Genomic DNA, 25675 nt, shown 5'->3' with positions numbered 1-25675 from the left:
TATAGGCTGCTATGAAATTACAGATTTTGAGTGACTTACATATTGACAGTTATATACGTCAATCCCATCCGATAGGGCATATTCCCAAAACCGACGCAGACATCATACTGGTGGCGGGAGATACAGCAAATAGCGATATTGGTATGCCATGGCTACAAGAGCAAGCAGCGCGCTTACAAGTCCCTCTAATCACTATCGCTGGTAATCATGAGTACTTTAATGAAGACGTGCTGCATTTTGATAAAAAGCTGGCGACTTGGGACAATTATGATAGTGAATCAAAGCAGGGCGTACGATTTTTGCAGTGTCAGCATATTGATATCGGAGAGGTGCGCATTTTAGGTTGTACGCTTTGGACAGATTATCAATATCAAGCCAATGAAGAGACTAGGGCAGTGGCAATGCGCTTTATGCGTGACTACAAACAGATCTATGCCGGCAGCGAGCTGTTTTCACCTGAAATGTCGATACAGATTCATGCTAAGCAGCGTCAATGGCTTAAACAAGCATTGATAACGGCAAAAGCACTGGGCAAAAAAACCGTGGTGATGAGTCATCATAGTATTAGTCCATTATCTGTCTCTGAGAAGTATGCTGAGCTACCAAGTAATGCCGCATTTATCAGTGATTTATCAAGCTGGATGTATGAAGAGTGGGCACCAGCACTATGGGTGCATGGGCATACGCATGAGGCATTTGATTACCACATCCATAAGACGCGCGTCATCGTTAATCCGCGTGCTTATCCAAATGAGGTTAGTAGTACGGCATTATCGTTTACATGGGATAGAGTAATTGATATCGGTTAGTCAAACGTAATAATTATGAGTCTTTATTTTTTGATTTCACCATGTCATAGCGTTTCAGTTCTCATAAAATTAACGGGTCTGCTCTCAATATATTTGCTTTAGATTATATTGCGATTGGAATTATATTTGGTTCATTCCTGTCGAAAAATCTGATAGGCTTGTGTGATGAGTAAACTTCCTAATAACACCACATCGAGCCTATCCGCTGAGAAGCTTGCGAGTCATACTCCAAGTGCACCAGCGCCCTCACATCTTCCTGATAGTATGATGTCGTCGGTAAGGTTGTTGCCTGAAGATAAGCGCCTGATTTTATTTACCAGACATTCCCTGCGTGAGCGCTCTGATGGTAATGGCTTTGCCAGTTATCAGCTGCCATTGACACCCAAAGGTCGTGTATTGGCAAAATCTTGGGGTCGTTGGTTGGCAGGACATCTGCCGTATTCGCTCGATGTTGATAGCATCTCAAGCCCGATTGGTCGCTGTCTTGATACGGCGCAGCTGATGCAAGAAGGGGCAGGACTAAGGCGTGATATCGCGCACCAGTCATTGTTGGTTGAGCCTGGTAGCTTAGTGACCGAACCTGATATTGCAAATCCCATCTTTAAAGAGATTGGTGTTCTCAATTTTATCAATCGATTCTTGCAAGGCAATCTTGAAGGCACTAAAAACGCTTATCAGGGCGGTCTCGATATTCTATCGCTTTTTTATCAAAATCAGCCGCAACACGGGCATCTAATGCTCGCTGTCAGCCATGACACTTTGTTATCTGCATTCTTAGCAGTGATGTTTGATGTTGTTGAGATTGATTGGAACGATTGGCCAAAAATGATGGAAGGGGTATTTTTATGGTTTGATGACAAGCCATTCGAGCAGGCAAGTGCATATTTTGTCTGGCGCGGTGAAGTTTATGTACGTCCAATACACACTTTGCTTGAAGCCTACCGTACTGCTGGCTTTCATCCAAATAAACTATTATTGCCACCAGAAGTAAAATGGACATAAGCGCTATTTACGAAATTATTAATTACTTTTGAGCAGGCATAAAAAAACCTTGCCCCAGTATTAGAACCAGTGACAAGGTTTTAGTTATGATGTTATCGAAGCATCATACGGTCTAAACGCAACCAATCTTAAGCTAATAAGCCTTTGATGGTTTTGTTTAGGCGGCTCTTACGACGAGCAGCTTTATTCTTATGAAGAATACCTTTGTCAGCCATACGATCAAGAACCGGTACCGCTTTTTTGTAAGCTTCGGTAGCCGCGTCATAATCTTTAGCAGCGATAGCCGCGTCAACACGTTTCAAATAAGTACGAACCATAGAGCGTTGTGACGCAGAGTTCTGACGACGTTTGGTGTTTTGACGGGCGCGTTTACGAGCTTGTGCAGTATTAGCCACGCGAATCTCCTTGATAAAGACAGATAAAATTATGAATGTGGATTGCAATAAAGGGTTTAACCATCATCGATAACGAGCAGCCGTCTCGCCGAACATGATGTCGATGCCTACTATTAAAGTATCTGATAGTAATAAATCATCGCAAGCGCCAAAACTGTTTGGAATAATTAAACAGCGTTGACGTGTAAAGCCGGTTATCTTAGCAAATTATCGCCCTTAGGACAATAAGTTTGATGATTAATGCTTAAAGAAGTTACGGCATTACATGGATGAGCGGGATTTTATGCCTTTAATAGGTATTTATAAAGGTATTTATCATAATATTGAGTGAGTATTTGAGTCTAAACGAGCGTATGAGCTGAGTGAAACTGTTTACTGATAAAATCTCTTACAATAAATCATGCATAATAGCCTCGATGGTTGATTAATTTAGGTATGATACTACAGTGGTCAGCGTCACCGACGGGCTTTAAAGAGTCACATTTTTGACGATCATAAGTATTCCAACACTCTATAAATGGATAGGATATGCAGCGAAAAGCAATGGTAATAGGTGCAACGGGATTGGTCGGGCAACATCTTGTAAAGCAGCTGAGTGAGATTTATGACACATTGATTGTGATTGCACGGCGTCCGCCTCGCTACATCAATGCGAGCATGCGTTTTTATCAGGTGAATGATTTTGACAACTTAGCCGAAATCTTTGCAAGCATTGGCGCTGATCGAAAAACGGATGCTTTTAGTTGCTTGGGCACCACCAAAAAACAAGCGGGTAGTGATGAAGTTTTTCGCAAGATTGACCATGATTATAATGTTGGTTTCGCCAAACTTTGCCAAGAGAAAGGCGTTGAAAACTTCTTTTTATTGTCCTCGATGAATGCGGACATCAACAGTCGCTTTTTATATAATCGCGTAAAGGCTGAAACGGAAGAGTCCATAATGGCATTAGGGTTTGCCCAATTGGTTATTTTCCGTCCGTCGTTACTACTTGGTAAACATAAGGGTCGTCCGCTTGAAAGTCTGGGACAAAAAGCCTTTCAGCTTATCTCGCCATTGGTGTCCGAGTCATTATCTTTACATCCTATTTCAGCTAAGCGTGTCGCTAGTGCCATGGCGATGAGCGCCCATGATATCTATCATCGCAGTAAATACCGCAGCGAACCCGCGATTAAAACCACTGATATTATCGAAAATAAACAGATGCTTGCGATGACCCGCGTAAAACATTAAGCTATTAATCAGATAACTTTTACATTTATTACTATAGTAAACTCAGTATAAAAACGATACAGCGGGACTAGAATGAATTTTTTGCAGCCTCTGTCTGCGCAGGCACAGCAAGCTAGAAAAATTTATACTAGTGCCGCGTCAAAACATGATGTATCGGTTTTATCTAGGATAAACTATACTATAGTAAATAGCCTAAGTAATGTTTAAGTTTAATAAGTCAAAATAATTTAACCATAACAGACAAGGAGTCTCACCATGCCAGAATCAGCAACAATGACCAAAGAAAACTTTGTAACTTGTGATTTATTAGATGCCAATCCTGAATCACAGGTATGCCTGCCTAATATCGAAGGTAAATCGTTTTATAGTTTTGGCGGCAAAGACAAATTCTGCGGTGAGATTGTGACCGTCAAATGTTTTGAAGATAATAGTCGCGTCAAATCGTTGCTTAACAGTGATGGTAAAGACAAAGACGGTAATGGCAAGGTGTTGGTCGTTGATGGCGGTGGTTCGATGCGTTGTGCGCTGTTAGGCGATATGATTGCACAGTCGGCTATTGATAATGGCTGGGCAGGGGTTGTGGTGTATGGCTGTGTCCGTGATGTCGATGATATGGCAGCAATGGACATCGGGGTCATGGCGCTTGGTTGTATCCCGCGTAAATCAAATCGCCGCGATGAAGGTCAGACCGATCTTGAAATCAGCTTTGGTGATTTAACGCTAAATTCTGGTATGTTTGTCTACGCAGACAATAACGGCATTATCGCTAGTGACAAGCCATTAATTTAAAGACAAAGTCTGTTTTTGAAGAATTCCCTATAAAGACCTTGGCTCGCAAGCTAAGGTCTTTCCGTTTATCAGCCCTATTCTTAGCCATAAATCTTTATTTTATAAAGTGTTTGGCTCTTGGTGTTTTCTATAATAATGCTATGTGACAAACCGTTACGGCATAAATTTTGGTAATTGCGCAAATATTCGTATAATAGCTTTCTGACTCTTAACCTTGATCTTACCCTTTATGCCTATCACTGCTTTGACTGACGCCTTTGCCCCGATTAACCAGCAATTATTCCCTATCCAAAATGCCCAGCGTCGCTGGCTTGCACCTGTGCACGGTGCAGTCAGCAGCTTATGGCTGGCAAGTTTAGTACAAGCACCTATATGGAATGTTGCCGAGCGTCTAAAAGTCGTAGTGACGCGTGACCAAAATCAGCTGAATCAAATAGAGACAGAACTGGCGTTTTGCGGTGTGGATGCTCATGTATTTCCTGATTGGGAGACGCTGACCTATGATGAGTTGTCACCGCATCAAGATATTGTCAGCGAGCGTATCAATTTATTAACCGATATGCCAACGTCAGGCGTGCTATTGATATCTGTGCAGGCATTAATGCACCGCGTCGCACCGCCAAGCTGGTTAATTGGACAGCATTTTGATTTAAGTGTTGGCGATCAATTTGATATCAATACTCAGCGTTCTCTGCTCGCAAAAGCAGGTTATCGAGCGGTAGATAATGTCTTTGAGCCGGGGGAATTTGCGGTACGTGGTAGTATCATTGATATCTTTGCCATGGGTCAGCCATTCCCGCTACGTCTAGATTTATTCGACGATGAAATTGAAACCATTCGCTTTTTTAATCCGCAGACCCAACGGACATTAACTGTCGATGACCTAAAAGTCATGATGAGTGGCAACGATAATAGTATGGGCAAAGAGTCATTGTCGCTACTGCATAAACTGCCAGATATCTCAAAGCCTATTAAACAGTTTCAGATCCTACCCGCAAAAGAGTTTCCACTTGATGAAGGGCGTGAAACCTTTCGCACCAATTTTGCTGCCATGTTCCCCAATAGCAATAGCCGTAAATTCGAATTACATAAAGATGTGATGGCAGGCATTGCGAGTAGCGGGCTGGAATATTATCAGCCACTGTTTTTTGATTTAAAAGACTGGACGGTAGAGAGTAGTTTATTTGCTTATCTGCCAAGCGATACGCTATTCATCACTGATGAGCTAATTAACGAGAAACAAGCGGATTATTGGTCGCAAATCCAGCGCCGCTATGAAGAGCGCCGTCATGATATTGATAAACCTATTGTCGCCCCTGAGTTGCTGTATTTATTGTCAAATACTCTTAACGAGCATCTCAATCATTATCCACGGGTGATACTCAGTGCACGTAATGAACTGTCGACAATGAATGATGCATCTGCGATTGACGAGCCAGTATTGGAGAGTCCATTACAGTTATCTGAGCAACCACAGTTAGATTTTGTTCAGAATAAGCAACAAGGCTTGGTGACCTTAAGTGCGCAAGAGCCGCCACAGTTGGCAGTCAATCATCAAAAAGCAGAGCCACTTACTGAGCTGCTAGCGTTTTTAGAGCTACAAGCGCAAACAGCAACACCAGTATTGATTGTCGCTGAAACAGCGGGTCGCCGTGAGATTCTCATCGAGCTGTTTAAAGGTAAGATTGAGATCAAGGCTTATGACAGCTTTGAGGCATTTTTAGCTGCCGATAAAACAACGGGGCTTAATAATAAAAAGTTGCCACAGATTGGTCTAACGGTTGCACCTATTGAACGTGGCGTCTATGTTCCTGAGCGCTTGGTGTTGATTAGTGAGACACAATTATTTGGTCGGCAAGTGCTGCAAACGCGCCGTCGTCGCCAGAGCGGTGTATCAGAAGAATTCTTGGTTAAAAGCGTGACTGAAATAACTGATGGCAGTCCAGTCGTCCATATTGAGCATGGCATTGGACGTTATAATGGTTTAATAACCTTAGATGTCGGAGATGGTGAGCAAGAATTTATTCACCTAAAATACGCTGATGATGCCAGTATTTACGTGCCGGTTGCCAATCTGCAAATGATTAATCGCTATAGCGGCGGCGACCCAGCGCTTGCACCATTGCACAAGATTGGTAGTGGAAAATGGGATAAAGCTAAACAGAAAGCGCTCGAGCAAATCCATGATGTCGCAGCTGAGTTGCTTAATATACAAGCACGGCGTGAGGCAAAGGTCGGTATTCATTTTAAAATAGATATCTCGCAATACGAGCTGTTTGCTAGTCAGTTTGCCTTTGAAGAAACGCCGGATCAAGCCAGTGCTATTCATGCAGTCATGGAAGATATGAAGCAGAATCAGCCCATGGATCGTCTTATCTGTGGTGATGTAGGTTTTGGTAAAACGGAAGTAGCCATGCGCGCGGCATTCATCGCGGTCAGTGCTGGTTATCAAGTAGCGGTGCTGGTGCCGACTACCTTGCTAGCCGGTCAGCATGAAGACAATTTCCGCAATCGTTTTGCTGATTGGCCAGTACGTATTGAAACGCTTTCGCGTTTTGGCGGTAAAAAACATCAAGACACTGTGCTAACAGACCTTGCGGCAGGCAAGGTTGATATCGTCATTGGTACGCATAAGTTATTACAGCCCGATGTAAAGTTCTCTAATCTAGGTCTAATGATTGTTGACGAAGAACATCGCTTTGGGGTGCGCCATAAAGAGCGTATTAAGGCGATTCAGACTGATGTTGATAGTATGTCGATGACAGCGACGCCCATCCCGAGAACGCTCAATATGGCGCTCTCGGGTATGCGTGATATGTCGATTATTGCCACGCCACCAGCCCGTCGTCTTGCGATTAAGACCTTTGTCATGCAGAAGACCGACGCTTTGATGAAAGAGGCTATCTTGCGTGAGCTGTTGCGGGGTGGTCAGGTTTATCTATTGCATAACGATGTGGCCAGTATTGAGCGCATGGCAGAGACCATACGTGAACTGGTGCCTGAAGCGCGAGTAGGGGTCGCTCATGGGCAAATGCAAGAGCGTCAACTAGAACAAGTCATGCAGCAGTATTATCATAAAAAATTCAATGTGCTAATTTGTTCGACCATTATCGAAACCGGTATTGATGTACCGAATGCTAATACCATTATTATAGAGCGCGCGGATAAGTTTGGTTTGGCTCAATTACATCAGCTGCGTGGTCGCGTGGGTCGTAGTCATCATCAAGCGTATTGTTACTTACTTGTACCGTCTATTAAGGGGCTTAAAGGAGATGCCAAGCGCCGATTGCATGCTATTGAGCGCGCTAACACATTAGGTGCAGGCTTTATGCTGGCAAGTGAAGATTTAGAGATTCGCGGTGCTGGGGAAATACTTGGTAAGCAACAAAGTGGTAATATGCAGGCAATTGGTTTCAGTCTATATATGGATATGCTGGAGCGAGCAACGAAGGCGATTAAAGCCGGTAAAGAGCCTGATTTAAGTACACCATTATCACTAACCAGCGAAATCAATCTGCATAGCTCGGCACTGATACCAGAAGAGTATCTGCATGATGTGCATCAGCGTTTGTTATTTTATAAACGTATTGGCAATGCCGATGATAAAGAGGCACTGACTGATATTCGAACTGAAATGATTGATCGTTTTGGTGTTTTGCCAGACCAGACCAAGCAGTTATTTGCGGTTCATGGTCTACGCATACAAGCCGAGCCTTTGAAAATTAATAAAATTGATGCCAATAGTAATAGCATGACATTAGAGTTTGCACCCGATACCCCGGTCGATGCTTTGGCGATTATTAAGTTAATTCAAGCAAATGGGCAGCGCTATCGTATGAATGGTGCTTCTGGCATTCGCTATCAGGATGCTGATAAATTGGCAACACTGCAGCAGCGTGTCACGGTGATTCAAGAGTTACTAAGCTATTTTAGCAAGCATATGGTAGTAGAGCAGGTTTAGGATATTCAATCATCACTATATACCATGGAAAATAGCTGTTTAACCTTTACCTTGTAGGCTAAGAGATTTAAAAGTAGGACATTTAGACAATAAATCATGACGCTATTTTATCGATTGGATAACTGATAAAATAGCGTCACTGTATTTTTACCTTAAATATCTGTTTTAAATGTTAAGCCTAATCTTTCTTTCTTATTCTTTTACTTGAGTTTCATAACAAGAGAACCGCCATTATGTTCCAACTTCATCATAAACTTGCTGCCGATAGTTTTTTAGTGGGTGATTTTCCACTATCAACCTGTCGCTTAATCAATGATTGCCAGTTTCCATGGTTGATATTGGTGCCACGAGTATCAGGCATCAAAGAATTGTATGAATTGTCTGAGGCAGACCAAACGCAGTTTTTGCGTGAATCAAGCTGGTTATCAAGTCAGCTCGCTAAAACTTTTCAGGCAGATAAAATGAATGTGGCAGCGCTCGGTAATCAAGTACCACAGCTTCATTTTCATCATATTGTCCGCTATCAAAACGATATGCAATGGCCAAATCCGGTATGGGGCGTTCCTGCCGTGCCTTATAGCAAAGAAGTATTGGCGCAAATGCAACAGACTTTGATGATGGCACTGCGCGGTCATCATCAAATGCCGTTTGATTGGCAGATGTAATTAACGACTTATTGATAGTTTTAACATTGCTTGGTACATGTCAGTTAAAAGAAGTCAGATATATTATCTGGCTTTTTTGCCATTAGCTCGAAATTGATATTTATGTTTAGTACAAAGGTCTTGAGATGATGATTTCATTGGCTTTGGTAACAAAATAAATGATAAACGGTATACTTTGAGGACTCAATGACATAGCTGTTAATAAAATTAAAACGTATAATATGCAAGTTAACTGTTTAATTTCTCTTATATTATTTATAAGCATAAATATTTTTTATAAGGATAAGGTACATTATCTATACTATCTTTATGAGTACTTCCAATGATTTTACTGATTTAAGCGAATAGCTCTCATGGCACTTTTGGACACCTTTAGCCCAAAAAAATCTATACAGGGTACAGATGTCTGTCGATTTGATTATCCTGAAATCTTTGTTCTCATACTCAGCGTGATACTGCTCGCTATCCATTTTGACTTCAGTCCAACTTCGATGGCACTTTTAATTGTCGTCTGCTTACCTAGCCTCATGATTTTAGTTTATAACTTTCGTCGTCAGAAAAGCTTTTGGACGTCTAATATAGTTATTATTTTATTGTCTTCTGTTATTGGTTCCATTCAGCTTTGTCCTATTATCTCATTAAGTTTAGCGTCGTTGATCGGATTGCGTATTATTATTAGCAGCCCTGAGAATCATCTAAAGCTGGTTTCTGTATCCATCGTTACCATCATTATTTTTTACTACGTTAGTGTCATTTTGAGTAGTGCCGAGATAGATTGTCACACCACTTGGATAACGCCTATCATCTTGCTAGCAACGATGATGGTAATGCTTTGTCACTTTCGCCATATATATTATGAGTATATCCATTATGAGGCACGGGCTGAGCAAGTGGTTGGGCGCTTAAGTACGATGGTGTCGGTAATCAATAAGTTGACACGTTTCGTACCACCGCAAGTATGGGAGCCTATTGTCAAAGCGGACGGTCCAGTTACTGTTGCTAATAAACGCGCTAAACTGACGATTATGTTTTCAGATATCGTTGGTTTCACTGAGCTGTCTGATAGCTTAAGTGCGGATAATTTGGCTGATATTTTAAACACTTATATGCATTGTATGACTTTGATCGCCAATAAACATGGGGCAGTATTAGATAAGTTTATTGGTGATGGCATGGTATGTTTTTTTGGAGAGCCAAATAGCAGCGGTCCGCGTCAAGATGCCTTAGATTGCGTAGCTATGGCAATAGATATGCGCCGTGAAATGCGCACATTGAGGCAAAAATGGCGACTGATGGGCTTTGAGGGATTATATATACGCGTAGGCATTAGCACAGGCTACTGTCATGTTGGTAACTTTGGTAGTAATAATCGTCTGAGCTATACGCTGATTGGCAAAGAGGCCAATCTGGCTTCAAGGCTTGAAGCTGTCGCTGGTAAGGGCGAAATATACATTAGCGAGAGCACTCACGACTATATCGCTCATGATTTTGACTGCGAATACGCAGGTGCTTTCCCGCTAAAAGGTTTTGATGATAAAGTAAGTGCTTGGAAAGTATTGGATCCAGATGAAAATAAAGGCAAGTTATCGAAATGGGTAGACCACACGCTTCCAGGTTTTAATCTGCATTTGAACTTTAGAGACATGCAAGATAACGATTATCAAGATATTAGAAGTCGTCTTAATCTTGCACTTGCACGTATTGAGCAAGAAGAAAAATCTGCCGCTATTAAAATTGACGCAGCCAGCAAAAAAGAAGGGAAGCATAAATAATTTATAGCAATACTATAATGATAGTAAATAATTTTCTTTGCTCATGGATAGATTGTGATTACTTAAAGTATTAGATATTGGAATAGGAAAAAGCCAGCTATAAGACATAGTTGGCTTTTTTATGAGTATAAAATCATCAATAATTAGTGATTTTCTTTGGCATGGTTCAAAGTGTATTTAGGAATCTCAATGACTAAATCGTCATCCTCAAGCATCACTTGGCAGGATAAGCGTGAATCAGGCTCCAGCCCCCAAGCACGATCAAGTAAGTCGGCTTCGATATCATCCATCTCATCCAAACTATTAAAACCTTTACGTACGACGACATGGCAAGTTGTACAAGCTTTTGACATCTCGCAAGCATGTTCAATCTTGATGCCTTTTTCTAGTAAGGCTTTACATAAGTTTTCGCCTGCTGCTAATTCAACTTCGATGCCTTTAGGGCAAATTTCATGATGGGGTAGTACAGTGATTTTTGGCATAAGGTAGTCTATCCGGTGCTAATCCATTTAAAATAACATCTAAAAATATAAAAATATGCTTAATTCGACACGTCAGTAATATGGTAAAGCATTTCTTTTACCAGTCTTTGGCGCTGGTACCTGCCATACTGGTCTTGACGCTTTGATTCATGATAAGAGCAGCAAAGGCGTCGCTATGCGGTTTAAGCGCCAGCTTTTTTGCATCAATAAGGGTTAAGTCATTGGTATCAAGCGCAGCTTGCAAGTCTTGCATAGTGTGTGCCAAAGACTGCTTAGCATCTTCTGAAAGTAAAGCGTCAAAATCTTTCAATGCCGATTGCAGTGCCAGTATCTCACGTTCTGATTCAACCTTGGTTTCAATCAATGAGCGCGCGTTTTTGTCTTCTTCAGCGTATTTAAATCCTGCAATGAGTAACTGTTCTTTTTGTTCATCAGACAAGCCATAAGAGGGCACAATCTCAATTTTACTTTCGGTCTTGGTAGTGGTTTCTTGTGCACTCACTGTCAGTTGCCCATTAGCATCAATGCTAAAAGTCACTTCGATTCGCGCAAATCCCGCTTTCATAGGCGGAATACCGTATAGCTCAAAGCGTCCCAGTGAGCGGCAGTTATCGACAGTCTCGCGCTCACCTTGTACCACATGAATCACCATGCCAGTCTGGCCATCTTGATAAGTGGTAAATATTTGGCGTTTCTTAACTGGAATAGGGGTATTACGCGGGATAAGCACTTCAACCAAACCGCCCATGGTTTCAAGACCAAGCGATAGCGGAGTGATATCTAACAACAATAAATTATTATCACTATCACCGTTGACCAATTGATGCGCAGTTTGTGCAGCACCTAAAGCAACGACTTCATCTGGATTTAATCGACAAAGGGGCTGCTTTGCAAAAAAATCAGTAACCATTTGTTTAACAGCAGGCATGCGGGTCGAGCCGCCAACTAAAATAACTTCATCTAAGTCAGATGTTGAAAGTTTGGCATCACGTAATACTTGTTCGCAAACGCTCAAGGTGCGGCGACTCACTGGGTCTGCAATGACTAATAAATCTTCACGACGTAGGATACTCTTAAAGGATTGCTCATTCACGATGATATCAATCTCAACTTGCTCAGCATCCGTCAACGCTTGCTTATAGGCTTTGGCTTGCTGAGCAAGGATCGACTTGTCATGCAGGCTGACGTCTTTAGGATCGATATTTAACTGCTTGATCAGCCAATTGGTCAATAAGCGATCGATATCATCACCACCAAGTGCACTATTACCACCTGTCGCTAGCACCTCAAAAACGCCATCGTTTAGCTTTAAAATCGACACATCAAACGTACCGCCGCCCAAATCATAGATAAGGTAATGTTTCTCGATACCTGCTTCAGTTGCTTGGTCGAGTCCATAAGCAACCGCAGCCGCAGTAGGTTCGTTCAACAGACGCAGTACCTTGATACCAGCTGCTTGAGCGGCGTCTTTAGTAGCTTGACGCTGTGCTTCATCAAAATAGGCAGGCACGGTAATGACCGCACCTTGAATGCTATCCTCGGGCAATGCGTGAGCAGCACGCTGTTCTAGCGCTGCTAAGATACGCGCTGACACTTCAACAGGAGATACGGCTCCTTGCGCAGTGACAAAAGCTGGCATTTCATCTTTGCCACCGCTTAGCTCATAAGGATGAGAGAATTTGATATCAGCTTGGCTACGACCCATAAAGCGCTTGGCTGAAATAATGGTATTTTTTGGATCATCTACTACGTGGGCGAGGGCATCCGAACCAACCAATGGGCTACCTTCACTTGGATAATACACCACAGAAGGCAACAAGGTATCTGTCGCTGTGCTTGCTTGCAAAACTTGGGCCTTGCCTGAGCGTACCACGGCGACCAATGAGCGTGTGGTACCAAGGTCAATGCCTAGGCCAAAACGATGCTCGTGAGGTCGGGTGCTTTGATTGGGTTCAGCAATTTGCATTAAGGACATAAGATAACTCAAAGATAAAATGAATAAGTGAAATGATACAAAGACAATAAATCGACTACCGTCAGTACAACATAAAATAGTTTTGCTATAAATGTTTGAATATAGAAACTAGCCATTAAAGGCTTTTAGAGTCAAGATTATACGAGATAATTGGTCTTACTTTAACCGTCGCTTTTTAAAACTTCTGAAACGTATTATAAATTGAGCCGTTATTATTATATTCAATAATAACGCTACTAATAAGCGCATTAATTACACATATAAATCATCATCATCTAAATGTGTAGCTGCCGAAATTCCATCAATGGCTGTCACGACGTCAGCATTTAACTTCACCAGAAATTTCAGCTTTTGGGTAGAATCGATAGCGGTTTGCCAGTCTTGAGTCTCATAAGCGTTTTTAAAGCTTGCTGACTGCTTTGCTAGACGTTCTGTAATCTGTGGATGTAACTGCTTTAGCGTTGCTATGTCTTGAGCATCAATAGCGTCATCTAAATCCATGCGCATTTCCATAGCGTCTTCTAAGAAGTCCAGATCTGCGATGGAATGCTCTAGACTTTGCGCTTGACCTGCCATATCTAACAAGTAGCTGGCTCGACTATCAGGCGAACTCAGAGTTTGATAGCCCTGATTAATAAGCGCTGATGCTTGCTCAGATTGCTGCTGTGCTTTTGCGATATTGGCTATATCTTTTGCTACATTGTCAGGATGATAGCGTTTTTGCAAAAAACGTAAACGCTGATCCAAATTGTCTTGTACAACCTCAAACTGTACGGGTTGCTCAAATAAGGCAAAAAAATTATCAAACTGTGGTTCTAATACGTTGTCTGTCATATCGTCTGCCTTTATTATATTTATTATTTTAAGGACTTCTATTTTGTATAGTAAAAACGGTTACACCGTAAAAGACTCACCGCAGCCACATTCGCCTTTCTGGTTAGGATTACTGAATTTAAAGCCTTCATTGAGACCTTCTTTTTCATAATCCATTAATAGACCATCGAGATATACCAAGCTTTTAGGGTCAATAAAAATACTAACACCAAGGCTCTCATAACGGGTGTCATTCTCGTCAGGAATATCGACGAACTCTAAAACATAAGCCAAGCCTGAACATCCTGCCGTGCGAATACCCACGCGTATGCCTTCGCCTTTACCGCGATTGTCCAAAAACTCACGCACATGTTGAGCGGCGCGTTCTGTCATTTCAATCATGCCAACTCCCATTGACTATCAATAATAGGGATAAAAATTCAAAATAAATAACGAAATAAATAAAAGGTGACAATTACATAAGCGTCATTGTCACCTCCTTGGCGTTAGCCGCTTTTTGGCAGCTTGCGCTTTCATACAGAGAACAAGTTGCTAAACAATATATATTAAACAGCTTATACACGACTTAATATAGCTGGTCATTTTAACGACGACTGGGCTCAAGCAGGAACATGCTTGCCTTTATAGTCGCTAATAGCCGCTTTAATAGCATCTTCTGCAAGGACTGAGCAATGCACTTTTACTGGTGGCAATGCCAATTCTTCAGCAATATGACTGTTCTTAATTTCACCAGCTTGATCCAAGCTTTTGCCTTTTAGCCACTCAGTAACGAGCGAGCTTGACGCAATGGCTGAACCACAACCGTAAGTTTTGAAGCGTGCATCTTCGATAATACCGTTATCATCGACTTGGATTTGTAAACGCATGACATCACCACAGGCTGGTGCGCCGACCATACCAGTGCCGACGTTTTTGGCATTTTTATCAAGATTGCCAACGTTGCGTGGATTTTCGTAATGATCAATAACTTGGTCACTATAGGCCATGGGGTTTTCTCCTGGTTAGATGATGAGCTGTCATTTAATGACTGTCTTTGTTAATGGGTTACTGGCTCATCGATAATTGGGGTCAAACACTTAATGTATAATTGTCTGATTCATTAGCTATGGCGATATTTTTATGTTTAGTAGAAAAAGTAAATAAAAATATCGCTGTTGCCATTATTTTTAAAATTATAAAGCTTAAATGTAGTATCAGTGCTCAGACCATTCTACTGAGTCTAAATCAACGCCTTCTTGATACATATCCCAAAGTGGCGATAGCGCACGTAATTTATCAACAGCTTGATGCATCTGGGTGATAACCGTATCAATGTCTTCTTCAGTAGTATAACGACCAAAGCTAAATCTAATTGAGCTATGTGCCAACTCGTCTGGGCGACCAATAGCGCGCAAGACATAAGATGGCTCAAGAGTCGCTGACGTACAAGCTGAACCTGATGAGACAGCTAAGTCTTTTAGCGACATCATCAGTGATTCGCCTTCAACAAAGTTAAAGCTGATATTTACAATATTAGGTACGCTGTTTTCTAAATCACCGTTTAGGTAGATCTCTTCAATATCTTGTAGACCATCCCACAGTTTTTGGCGTAATTTTGCCGCATGGGCATGGTCTTCTTGATAGCGCTGGTTAGCTAACTCAAATGCTGCGCCAAGACCTACGATTTGGTGAGTCGGCAAAGTACCTGAACGCATACCGCGCTCATGACCACCGCCATGCTGCTCGGCTTTTAGGCGAATACGCGGCTTGCGACTAACGAATAGGGCACCAATACCTTTAGGACCATAAGCTTTATGACCTGAGAAACTCATTAGGTCAATTTTCATCTCTGCAAGGTTGATAAGTACTTTACCAACAGACTGTGCGCCATCAACGTGAAAAACAACACCCGCTTCGCGCGTGATTTCACCAATCGCTGCAACATCAGTCACCGTACCAAGCTCATTATTCACCATCATGAGAGACACTAAGATAGTATCTTCACGTAAGGCAGCTTTTACTTGCTCTGGTGAAATCATGCCAGTGCTTGGCTGCGGCTCAAGATACGTAATCTCAAAACCTTCTTGCTCAAGCTCACGGCAGGTATCTAATACCGCTTTATGCTCAATTTTACTGGTAATAATATGCTTACCACGAGACTGATAAAAATGAGCAGCACCTTTGATGGCTAAGTTATCAGATTCTGTCGCACCAGAGGTAAAGACGATTTCGCGAGGATCAGCATTGATGACCTCAGCAACTTGCTGACGAGCCGTTTCTACCGCTTCTTCTGCTTGCCAGCCGTAGCCATGCGAGCGTGATGCTGGGTTACCAAAGATGCCATCTACCGTCAGATATTCGCTCATCTTGGCAGCGACTGACTTAGCAACTGGCGTCGTGGCGGCATAATCTAAATATATAAGGGTGTTATGTTGGCTCATGCTGGGTTTGCCTCGCTGGTCGATAAAGTAATAGTGTTAATGTCTTTTATAGAAATATCTTTTAGAGCATCGCTGTGCTGCCGATCTGATACAGACTGCACGTGCTCCATGTTTAATAATTGCGCTAATGTTATATTTTTCAAGTACTGCTCTACATGATTTGATAATGCACACCACAAATCATGGGTCAGACACATTGTACCACCTTGGCAGTCGCCGCGTCCTTCACACTGCATGGCATTGACCGATTCATCGACAGCAGAGATGATACTCATCACATCAATCTGATCAAGTGGCTTTGCTAAATAATAGCCACCTGCTGCGCCGCGAATACTAGTGACCAAACCACGCTTACGAAGTTTTGAGAATAACTGCTCAAGGTAGGATATAGAAATGGACTGTCGCTTGGCAATGTCGGATAAAGACACCGCGCTTTCTTGTTGGCTGGTTTGTAATGCCAAATCTAGCAAAGCGGTCACGGCATATCTGCCTCGAGTAGTTAAACGCATGTGTTATCTCCAAACTTTTTAAGGATAATTTTATTTAACAACGATCTTAGTATCGGTCAGATGGTTAAGAGATAGCCAGTCACATATAAATAGCTATGCTGCTAATAAGAAAAATCATCTGTCGACTAAGTGTGTCTTATCGTTATTAAACAACAGATGGTTTACCCGATGTGTGCAACGATAAGGTAATTATACTCAATCCCGAGTAATTTAGTCAAGATTAAAGTGTGGTTGAATGGTTAGTGATATTAATGACGATGATTGATAAAAACAATGATTGAAGATAAAACGAAAAAAGCGCTTGATAGACGATCTGTCATATCAAACGCTCTTAAGAGATATTTTTAAAAAATCATCTATACATCAGGTTGTTTTTTGAACATTAGTTCATCACAAACAGTGCAATGATGGCAGCAAAAGCAATGATAGAAGCAATTATTGTCGTGATGATAAAAGTCTTTTGTTTGCTTTGTAGCTCTTTGACAGCGATTTCGAGCTCACGATTTTTGATGGTCAAAGTGGTAATTTCGATTTGCTGTTCTTTAATACGTAGCTTATAGCTTTCTTTTTTATCTGCCATTTCCGCTTCGGTCGGCTTGGGCTTGCTTTTACCGCCCTTAATCTTTTTGATTAAGCCTTGAATTAAGCTACCTAGACCAAGCTGCATAATAAATTGCTTAACCAGCTGAACCTGTACTGTTTCACCACGCATTTGCAGCTTTTCAGTGGTTTCACTATCATGCGTGGTAATGGCATTAATCACTTGCAGGCTATAAGCATTGATCACGACATCAGGTTCACTGCGACCAATAGGTAGCCTGTCATCTAATAACACGCCTTTGGTACTAAAAGTAGCGAACACCTCTACGTGTGGTAGATATAATCTAAGCGCAACGACAGTTTCTTGCTTAGCAAGTGGATAAGCGGCTTTACGGAGTTCTGGATCTAAACGTAACAATAGGGTCAGCGCCGATTCGATAAACACCAAAATGACATTAAGAAAAGAGTGAGACAACGTAGAACGCTTCATGTAGATAATCCGTTTTTATTGTTCAAATAAAACATAAGAAGATAAGTAAGGGTTAAAATCGACCCAAAGTGTGCAATGACATTGCGCTTATAGTAACGCCTTTATGATAAAAAGTAACGCGGGTTTCTGTCAGTTGCAAAATTATTACCTGACAATAATTCTTTTATTTCATGCGTTAACTATCACAGTTTATACTAGGCGTTCATAAACATCAGCGTCTAGATAAGACGTTCAGTAAATAAAAGCTAAGACATAAATTAAAAGCTAAAATAGCGTTTTTGTCATCATATTGCAGCAGGTTTAGGTAACATTGGGTGTCAAATACGTTGTAGAGTGCACAAAAATATGTAAAATTGCTTGCGCTCCTTATGTTGCCTTGCTATAAAGGCGATAACAAAGCAAAACCTGTTTATGCATGAGCCAAGTGGTTTTTATTGCTTAAGTGCTCTGAGAGCGATACAATGCTTGGCGTGAGCGTTTTTTTACCCCCTAAAACTTGAAGGAAATTTTATGAATAAGTCAGAATTAATTGATAGCATTGCTGAGAAAAGTGGTCTAAATAAAACTCAAGCTGGCGATGCATTGAACGCAGTTATGGAAAGCGTTGGCGAAGCTCTAGAAGCTGGCGATAGCATTTCACTAGTTGGTTTTGGTACTTTTAGCGTAAAAGACCGTAAAGCACGTACTGGCCGTAACCCTAAGACTGGTGAAGAGCTAAGTATCCCAGCTAGCAAAGTACCAAGCTTTAAAGCTGGTAAAAACCTAAAAGAACGCTTGAACTAAGCCGTATCTATTTAAAGACAGTCGCAGCTTATGGCGTGATACACGAATAAGAACCGCGTCTGTTGACGGTAAAGTGATAAAAAGTGATGGCTCATAACAGCTATGAGCGACTCATCAAAAAAGCACCTAGATAATAGGTGCTTTTTTTAGTGCTGTGGTTTGTATTATATCGCCCGAATATTTTGAGTCTGCATCAAAAATCACGTATCATAGGGCGCGCGACAGAGATGTTGTTCGAACAAAGACGGTGTTATCCGCCTTGAGCAACCATAATAAAATGTACCCCTTCTTAGTTTTACCATTTTCTTACCATTGCCAGCTTGTAGAGCGTTGATATTATTAATAGTATTACAATGGTTTTTCATCAATATAGGTTAATAAAGCAGAGATAACTATGGATAAATTGCGCGATTTCTTAAAAAGCTGGCCGGGTCGCATTTTATTGATTTTATGCCTATCGCCGCTCGCTCTATTGGGCGTCGAAAGCTACTTTGGGGGTAATGTCGATCCCAATCAGATCGCTCAGGTAGGGGAAGCGAGTATCGGCCTATCAGAGTATCAAACGGCAGTAAACAATCGCCGTACTGAGCTTTTAGACCAAGTTGATGATGCCAGTTTATTAAATGAAGATGTGCTACATGAGCAAGTGTTAAAAGGTCTGATTGACCGCACCTTGCTAGAGCAGCAGGCTGGCAAGCTTGGTATGACCGTCTCTGATGACACCATCAATCGTCTGTTGCGTCAAGAAGAGATCTTTAAAGGTGCAGATGGTGAGTTTTCAAATGATCAGTTTGCAAGCTTTTTACGTCAACGCAATATGACAAAAAATCAGCTGTTTGATGAGTTCCGCAATCAGTTGAGCTTAGATCAGCTGAATGCCAGTATCGTTGGTACTGCTGCCTATCCGATGAAAGCAGTCAGTCAACTGATTGATTTACAGCTAGAGGCACGCAATATTTGGCTACATCGTTTTAATTGGCAAGATTATGTGTCAAAAGTTAAATTGAATAAAAATGACATTCAAGCGTATTATGATGCCAATAAAGACACGCTAAAGAGCGCTGCTATGGTCGATTTGGCTTACTTGCAGCTTAGCCCTCAGACCATCCAAGTAAACGAGGTTACTAAAGAGGACTTACAGCAGCAGTACGAAGCCTATAAGCAAAGCCTTGCCGTCGTCGATGAGCGTAAGATCAGCCAAATCTTATTAACTGGTAGCGATGCCAAAGCACGTGCTGATAAAATTAAAACGCGTCTTGCCAAAGGTGAAGCCTTTGCAAAGGTTGCTAAAGCTGAGTCAGATGATCCATCAGGCGAAACAGGCGGCGATATCGGACGCTTTAATCCCTCAGTATTTGGCAATGACGCTGCAGCAGTAGAAAAAGCGTTAGAAGGTTTGAGTGTAGGCGATGTTAGCGTACCAGTGAAGACCAGCTTTGGTTATCAGATATTTACGGTGACTGAAGATAATGGTAACAAGATACCAAGCCTTGAGAGTATGCGTGATGATTTGATAGCCAAAGCAAAAGAGTACAAGCGTCAAGAAATCTACGCTGACAAAGTAACGGCGATTAACGATTTAGCCGCAGATGGGTTTAGCATTGAAGATATTGCTCAGCAAGAAAATGTGTCATTAAAACGTCTTAAAGATTACCGCAAAGAGAATAATAAATCTGTCCTTGCCCAGCCAGCGGTGATTAAACAAGCGTTTGATGAGTTTACCATTCAAGACCAAGCGGTCACCGCTGGTATCGAAGTTGGTAATGGCACAGTATGGGTACAGCCAAGTAACTATCGTCCGACCAAAACATTGTCTTTAACTGCTGCGACGCCTAGAATCACGCAGTTATTACGTCAGCAAAAGGCTAGTGAATTGGCGTTAAATGATGCGAAAAAACTTGCGGCTGGTATTAAGACTACCGTTGATATCAATAAGCAAGGGGTAACATTCCAAGCGCTTGGTGAGATCAATCGTCAGACTACGCAGCTGACGGAAAAAGAGCGCGGCTTAGCGTTTAGTAAGCAAGCACCTGAGAACGGTGTGGTTGCCGTAGCAAGTAAAACAGAAATGGGCGCAACGGTATTGGTTGGTGACCGTATCAAAACAGAGCAGCAATCACCATTATCTGCGGCCCAAAGAGCGCAAACGGCAGCGATTATCCGTGATAATTTAGGTCAAGATCAGCTACAAGATTACTTAGACTATTTGCGTTTGGTGTATAAGGTTGAGATTAATAAAGCCAATATGGAAAATGCTCAAGGGCGATAAGTACTTTGTGCTCTATCCATTCTAAATAAAGCTATTTTTAACCATTAAAAAAGCCACTGTAATCATACAGTGGCTTTTTTAATTCAGGGGTAAGCATTTTTAATACTGATAATAATTGATAACGAATTAATGACGGAAATGACGCATACCGGTGAATACCATGGCGATACCGTGCTCATTTGCAGCAGCAATGGTTTCATCATCACGCATAGAGCCACCCGGCTGGATAATCACCGCAATACCTACTTCGGCAGCGTTATCGATACCATCACGGAACGGGAAGAAGGCATCTGATGCCATTACCGCGCCTTCGGTTGCAAGTCCAGCATGCTCCGCTTTAATAGCAGCGATACGAGCTGAGTTAACACGGCTCATCTGACCTGCACCGACACCAATGGTACGCTGACCTTTAGCATAAACGATGGCGTTAGATTTAACGTATTTTGCAACGTTCCAGCTAAACAGTAAGTCAGCAATTTGTGCTTCGGTTGGTTGCACGTCTGTGACGATTTTTAAATCATTGGCAGTAATTAACCCTAAATCTTGCTCTTGCACCAGTAAGCCACCATTGACGCGCTTGTAATCAAGCTGGCGGTCACGTAACTCAGGTGCTGGCAAGTCGCCGCAGACCAGAACGCGCACGTTTTTCTTGCTAGCTGTCGCTTCAAGGACACCGTCTTCAATGCTTGGGGCAATAATGACTTCAACAAATTGATTGTCGATAATGGCTTTAGCAGCGGCAAGTGTTAACGGGCGATTAAAAGCGATAATGCCGCCAAAAGAAGATTCAGGATCGGTGCTAAAGGCAGTGCGATATGCTGCTACTTGATCAGTGTCAACAGCAACGCCGCAAGGATTGGCATGCTTGACAATCACACAAGCAGGCATACTAAAAGCTTTCACACATTCAAGCGCGGCATCAGTATCGGCGATATTGTTATAAGACAATGCTTTGCCTTGCAATTGCTTAGCAGTAGCAATAGATGCTTGCTTGCTTTTTAACGCATTGTTTTCAACATAGAACGCTGCTTTTTGATGCGGGTTTTCACCGTAGCGCAGGTCTTGCACTTTTTCTAGCTGAACGTTAAAGGTACGTGAAAAATCTTCCGGCTCTTGATTCTCATTAACACGGCTGCCTAAGAAGTTGGCAATCATCCCGTCGTATTGTGCCGTATGCTCAAACGCTTTAACCGCTAAATCGTAGCGTAAGGCATGGGTTAATGTCGTCCCATCTCCTAATGCTTCAAGTACACGCGTATAATCAGCTGGATCAGTCACAATACCAACGTGTGCATGATTCTTTGCCGCTGAACGTACCATCGTAGGTCCGCCAATATCGATATTTTCGATGGCATCATTCATGGTAACGTCACTACGGGCAATCGTTTCTGCAAATGGATAAAGGTTTACGATTACCAAATCAATACGCTCAATCTCGTACTCACTCATCACCGCATCATCTGTGCCGCGGCGTCCCAAAATGCCACCGTGAATCTTGGGATGAAGCGTTTTAACCCGACCATCCATCATCTCAGGGAAACCCGTATAGTCTGATACTTCGGTGACAGCGACATTATGCTCTGTTAGCAAACGGAAAGTACCGCCAGTCGATAACAGACCAAAACCTGCTTTAATCAGACCTTGAGCGAACTCAACGATATTGGATTTATCGGAGACCGACAGTAGTGCTAGTGGGGCTTTGCTCATAAAAAAATTTCCATAAAAAAAGCCTGACGTAAACGTCTGGCAAGGTAACAATGACAATCAGTATAGAACATATCGTGAGTGATAAGATCATAAACTATAAACTGCCATACATAATATCAGTTAGGGTAGGTAAGCATTTCATAAATAGGATTGATGGTACTTATTAATAAGTCAGATTTATCAAAAACATTATTTATAGTATTACATTAAACCATATATTTTGAGCTTTTTGCGTAGTGTACCGCGATTTAGACCTAAAATCTGTGCACACTTGGTTTGATTACCACGGCTCTTTTCTAGCACCACAGACAGCAAAGGTTGCTCTATCTCTTTTAAAATAAGCTCATATAAGTCGGTTGGTATCTCGTCACCTAACATTGCAAAATATTGACGCACCACGCGTTCAACATGTATACGTAATGGCTCATGCGCATGACCTGTGTGATCTAAAGCAGATTCCACATTACGGATTGAGCGATGGTAGTCCTCTTCATAATAATCAAGATTACCAGCGCTTTTGTTAACATGACTGGCATTATACTGTGCCTGTGGTGTCATAAGATAATGTCCTTGGGGTTAAAGAGTAAAACCATGAGGCTCTCGTTGGCTATTATATCAAAATCAGCAGCGATCATCTTAAGAAGATGAGGTTAATGAGCGAATATCAGTCAGCGAACATCAGTAAATGGGATTAATAGCAATTTTACTAATTTGAGCATTGGCAATAGGTACCGTAAAGAGTAACTGCTTACGACCATTAGAAGCTAATTGACTTTGTTTACCAACCAAGTACTTATCTGGTGGAGCGATAAACTCACCAATCAGCGCATTGGCACCATATACACTGACTTTTATATGAGGATATAGCTGTGCTTGTGAGCTTTGGTTATTTAGAGTAGCACTTATATCACTAGAATCAGCTGCACTATTTATTTGACCGGCTCGGTATCTGATGTCACTCAGAGTTAATGCAGTCAAGTCAGCACTGGGCAGGCTACAAGCTGCAATCGTACATATCGTCTGTAAGCGTTGAGCATGTGCAGGATTTTTAACTAAGTTATTTAAGTTAAACATAATGTACTGAGCAAAAAGTAGTAGTACTAGCACCAAACAGCCTAATGTCCATAGTAATGAAGCTACTGAACGATGGGATGGTGTTGGTGAGAATTTGGCTTGCGCTTGTAGTCTTTTGGCATGTGCCGCTTTACTACGGTCTTCCTCTTTAAAGTCGACGCCCATACTAATGAGTAATTGCGATAAATCAGTATCATTGGTTGGCGTATCTTCGGGTGGGTGCTGTTCTTTAAGCAGTTTTTCGAGCCACGAGTCATCAGCATCATTATCAATATTGGCATGAATACTGTTAGCCGCCGTTGAGCTTAAAGCCACTTCTGCAGATGAAGGAGAGCGGTTTGAATGCTTAGTAGAGGTAGAAGTTTCTTCAAATAAATCAAGGGATGTATCTGAATGTTTATCTGATTTTTTCGCAGTACTTCTTGCTGATAGAGCGCTTTGGGTAACGTTATTGTTATCAGTGGCTTGTGTAAGCCACGCATCCATACTATCTAGTGAGTCGTATTCTAGACTCTTGTCAGCAGATGCCTCAATATCGATATCGTCATGAATCATGTCATCATGTATCATATCGTCATGAATTAGGATATCTGTATCATTTGAGTTTGCAGCAGCTAAAATAGAATGTTTCTTATGAGAGGTTCTGTCATTAATTTTCTTATCACGCTCGCTAGAAACTTCTGTATCTGTCAGCTTACGATTGCTGTCTATATCAGCAGTGACGATAAGATTATTATTCACCAAAAACATTTGCTGGCAATGTTCACAACAGACAGTCGCGGTTTTTTGATTTAACTGGGTGTTTTTTATATTAAAAATGGTATGACAATGAGGACACTGGGTTTTAATGGGTGTGGTCATAGAGTTGAATCCAAAAAGGTATCAGTAAGAATACCGTATAGCCACTCACCAACCGCTGCCAATTACTTCAATGTCATTGTTGAAGTATTATTAATTATAAACTACAGGCAACTCTAGAGTAGCGCCAAATACACAACATTTAACTACTACTCTATCGTAACAGATGTAATTTAATGTTGCTAGCCTGTAAATGTACCAGACAATCTCTGCCAATGTTGATCTTCTTGTGCAGTAAAAGCATGCTTAGGATCAAGCGCAAAATAAGGCTGATACGCTTCGGTCACTTGCTCAGTTTGTGATTCAATCAAACCGGCAAGGACGATACGACTTTTTGGTGCCATCAAGGTGACAAAATAAGGCGCTAGACCTATCAGTGGCTTGGCTAAAATATTGGCAACCATCACTTCTACAGGCGCTATATTTTGCTGTTGCCAAAAGGCAGTGAAATCCTCTGGTAAAAACGCTTGCAAACGATTGTCGACCGAGTTACGTGCTGCATTTTGATTGGTTGCCAGTACCGCTTGAGGATCAATATCTACGGCATAAACGTGGCGCGCCCCTAACAATAAGGCAGCGATACCCAAGATACCTGAGCCGCAACCATAATCAATCACTACTTTATCTGTAAGGTCCTGCTCAGTTAGCCAATCAAGACATAGGCGAGTGGTCGCATGGTAGCCAGTACCAAATGCCAAGCCTGGATCCATAATAATATTGGTCGCTTCAGGATTAGGCGGAGTCAGCCAATTAGGTACAATCCACAAGTCATTGGCACACTCAATGGGTTTGTAATTGGACATCCATTCACGCTCCCAATCTTTGTCATCGACAGCACTTACCCAACTACGGCTCGCCTGTACTTGGGCTGCAATCTCATGACTGAGTTGCTCGATAACATCACGAGTTCCAGTCTCTATCGTAGCATCGAAGAGCCCTGTTAAAATTACCTCGTCCCATAGTGGTGATTCACCAGGAAGTGGCTCAAATAAAGGTTGGTCGCCTGCATCGTCAAGTGCAATAGATAGCGCGCCTGCTTCTAATAATAGCGCTTCAGCAAGATCTACGTTGTCTTTTTCACACTGTAAGTGAAGTTGTTGCCATGCCATAA

22 protein-coding genes are annotated in these 25675 nt (G+C 41.9%); 9 read left to right on the top strand and 13 right to left on the bottom strand.

Features of this window, described 5'->3' with window-relative positions; genetic code table 11:
* The first annotated feature begins 11 nt into the window (after nt 1-11).
* Both M0221_RS08090 and M0221_RS08085 read left to right on the top strand, forming a co-directional pair.
* Complete coding sequence (locus M0221_RS08090; RefSeq protein WP_011513995.1) at nt 12-809, top strand: metallophosphoesterase; 798 nt, start codon at nt 12-14, stop codon at nt 807-809.
* A gap of 165 nt (nt 810-974) precedes the next feature.
* Nucleotides 975-1811, top strand: coding sequence for a histidine phosphatase family protein (locus tag M0221_RS08085; protein ID WP_011513994.1), 837 nt, complete (start codon nt 975-977; stop codon nt 1809-1811).
* Between the two features lie 128 nt (nt 1812-1939).
* On the opposite strand, the gene rpsT is transcribed toward M0221_RS08085, so the two are convergent.
* A complete protein-coding gene (rpsT, locus tag M0221_RS08080) occupies nt 1940-2206 on the bottom strand; it encodes a 30S ribosomal protein S20 (protein ID WP_011513993.1) in 267 nt (88 codons plus the stop codon).
* Between the two features lie 528 nt (nt 2207-2734).
* Between rpsT and M0221_RS08075 the strand changes: the two genes are divergently transcribed.
* The 5 genes from M0221_RS08075 to M0221_RS08055 all read left to right on the top strand — a co-directional run bounded on the left by M0221_RS08075 (nt 2735) and on the right by M0221_RS08055 (nt 10623).
* Entirely contained in the window at nt 2735-3436 is a 702-nt protein-coding gene (locus M0221_RS08075) for an NAD-dependent epimerase/dehydratase family protein (RefSeq protein ID WP_263242001.1), read from the top strand.
* Nucleotides 3437-3709: 273 nt separating this feature from the next.
* Nucleotides 3710-4225, top strand: coding sequence for a ribonuclease E activity regulator RraA (gene rraA / locus M0221_RS08070; protein ID WP_188018897.1), 516 nt, complete (start codon nt 3710-3712; stop codon nt 4223-4225).
* Nucleotides 4226-4454: 229 nt separating this feature from the next.
* The gene (mfd, locus tag M0221_RS08065; RefSeq protein ID WP_483283495.1) at nt 4455-8186 is read left to right on the top strand and encodes a transcription-repair coupling factor; all 3732 of its coding nucleotides are present in this window, start codon (nt 4455-4457) and stop codon (nt 8184-8186) included.
* Nucleotides 8187-8419: 233 nt separating this feature from the next.
* The gene (locus M0221_RS08060; protein ID WP_011513989.1) at nt 8420-8851 is read left to right on the top strand and encodes an HIT domain-containing protein; all 432 of its coding nucleotides are present in this window, start codon (nt 8420-8422) and stop codon (nt 8849-8851) included.
* Between the two features lie 353 nt (nt 8852-9204).
* Nucleotides 9205-10623 carry an adenylate/guanylate cyclase domain-containing protein gene (locus M0221_RS08055; protein ID WP_483283494.1) on the top strand — a complete coding sequence of 473 codons (1419 nt, stop codon included), beginning with the start codon at nt 9205-9207 and terminating at the stop codon, nt 10621-10623.
* Between the two features lie 143 nt (nt 10624-10766).
* Here M0221_RS08055 and fdx read toward each other — a convergent pair whose 3' ends face one another.
* From fdx to M0221_RS08015, 8 genes are all read right to left on the bottom strand, one after another.
* A complete protein-coding gene (fdx, locus tag M0221_RS08050) occupies nt 10767-11105 on the bottom strand; it encodes an ISC system 2Fe-2S type ferredoxin (RefSeq protein WP_133104469.1) in 339 nt (112 codons plus the stop codon).
* A gap of 97 nt (nt 11106-11202) precedes the next feature.
* Nucleotides 11203-13080: a Fe-S protein assembly chaperone HscA gene (gene hscA / locus M0221_RS08045; RefSeq protein ID WP_483283493.1), complete on the bottom strand. Its 1878-nt coding sequence runs from the start codon at nt 13078-13080 to the stop codon at nt 11203-11205.
* Between the two features lie 252 nt (nt 13081-13332).
* On the bottom strand, nt 13333-13914 hold the full coding sequence (gene hscB / locus M0221_RS08040; RefSeq protein WP_483283492.1) for a Fe-S protein assembly co-chaperone HscB: 582 nt from the start codon (nt 13912-13914) through the stop codon (nt 13333-13335).
* A 60-nt stretch (nt 13915-13974) separates the two neighbouring features.
* Nucleotides 13975-14295, bottom strand: coding sequence for an iron-sulfur cluster assembly protein IscA (iscA, locus tag M0221_RS08035; protein ID WP_011280745.1), 321 nt, complete (start codon nt 14293-14295; stop codon nt 13975-13977).
* 218 nt (nt 14296-14513) lie between these two features.
* Entirely contained in the window at nt 14514-14900 is a 387-nt protein-coding gene (gene iscU / locus M0221_RS08030) for a Fe-S cluster assembly scaffold IscU (protein WP_011513983.1), read from the bottom strand.
* A gap of 207 nt (nt 14901-15107) precedes the next feature.
* Complete coding sequence (locus M0221_RS08025) at nt 15108-16334, bottom strand: IscS subfamily cysteine desulfurase (protein WP_339663607.1); 1227 nt, start codon at nt 16332-16334, stop codon at nt 15108-15110.
* Entirely contained in the window at nt 16331-16843 is a 513-nt protein-coding gene (locus M0221_RS08020) for an Rrf2 family transcriptional regulator (protein ID WP_011513981.1), read from the bottom strand. The genes M0221_RS08025 and M0221_RS08020 overlap by 4 nt, the downstream gene beginning before the upstream one ends.
* 382 nt (nt 16844-17225) lie before the next feature.
* Nucleotides 17226-17873 (bottom strand): hypothetical protein, encoded by a 648-nt coding sequence (locus M0221_RS08015; RefSeq protein WP_483283491.1) that lies wholly within the window; start codon nt 17871-17873, stop codon nt 17226-17228.
* Nucleotides 17874-18383: 510 nt separating this feature from the next.
* Between M0221_RS08015 and M0221_RS08010 the strand changes: the two genes are divergently transcribed.
* Both M0221_RS08010 and M0221_RS08005 read left to right on the top strand, forming a co-directional pair.
* Nucleotides 18384-18656: an HU family DNA-binding protein gene (locus tag M0221_RS08010; protein WP_011513979.1), complete on the top strand. Its 273-nt coding sequence runs from the start codon at nt 18384-18386 to the stop codon at nt 18654-18656.
* A gap of 394 nt (nt 18657-19050) precedes the next feature.
* A complete protein-coding gene (locus M0221_RS08005) occupies nt 19051-20925 on the top strand; it encodes a SurA N-terminal domain-containing protein (protein WP_483283490.1) in 1875 nt (624 codons plus the stop codon).
* Nucleotides 20926-21051: 126 nt separating this feature from the next.
* On the opposite strand, the gene purH is transcribed toward M0221_RS08005, so the two are convergent.
* The 4 genes from purH to prmA all read right to left on the bottom strand — a co-directional run bounded on the left by purH (nt 21052) and on the right by prmA (nt 25673).
* On the bottom strand, nt 21052-22632 hold the full coding sequence (gene purH / locus M0221_RS08000; protein WP_483283489.1) for a bifunctional phosphoribosylaminoimidazolecarboxamide formyltransferase/IMP cyclohydrolase: 1581 nt from the start codon (nt 22630-22632) through the stop codon (nt 21052-21054).
* Between the two features lie 201 nt (nt 22633-22833).
* Nucleotides 22834-23094 (bottom strand): DNA-binding transcriptional regulator Fis, encoded by a 261-nt coding sequence (fis, locus tag M0221_RS07995; RefSeq protein WP_475132131.1) that lies wholly within the window; start codon nt 23092-23094, stop codon nt 22834-22836.
* 216 nt (nt 23095-23310) lie between these two features.
* Nucleotides 23311-24567 carry a DUF3426 domain-containing protein gene (locus tag M0221_RS07990; RefSeq protein WP_483283488.1) on the bottom strand — a complete coding sequence of 419 codons (1257 nt, stop codon included), beginning with the start codon at nt 24565-24567 and terminating at the stop codon, nt 23311-23313.
* A gap of 179 nt (nt 24568-24746) precedes the next feature.
* Nucleotides 24747-25673, bottom strand: a complete 927-nt coding sequence (prmA, locus tag M0221_RS07985; RefSeq protein ID WP_149409569.1) for a 50S ribosomal protein L11 methyltransferase — start codon at nt 25671-25673, stop codon at nt 24747-24749.
* Between the last annotated feature and the right edge of the window lie 2 nt (nt 25674-25675).

This window comes from Psychrobacter sp. ANT206, assembly GCF_056880555.1.
The sequence above is the reverse complement of the archived record's forward strand: the minus strand, read 5'-3'. Positions and strand labels throughout refer to the sequence as shown.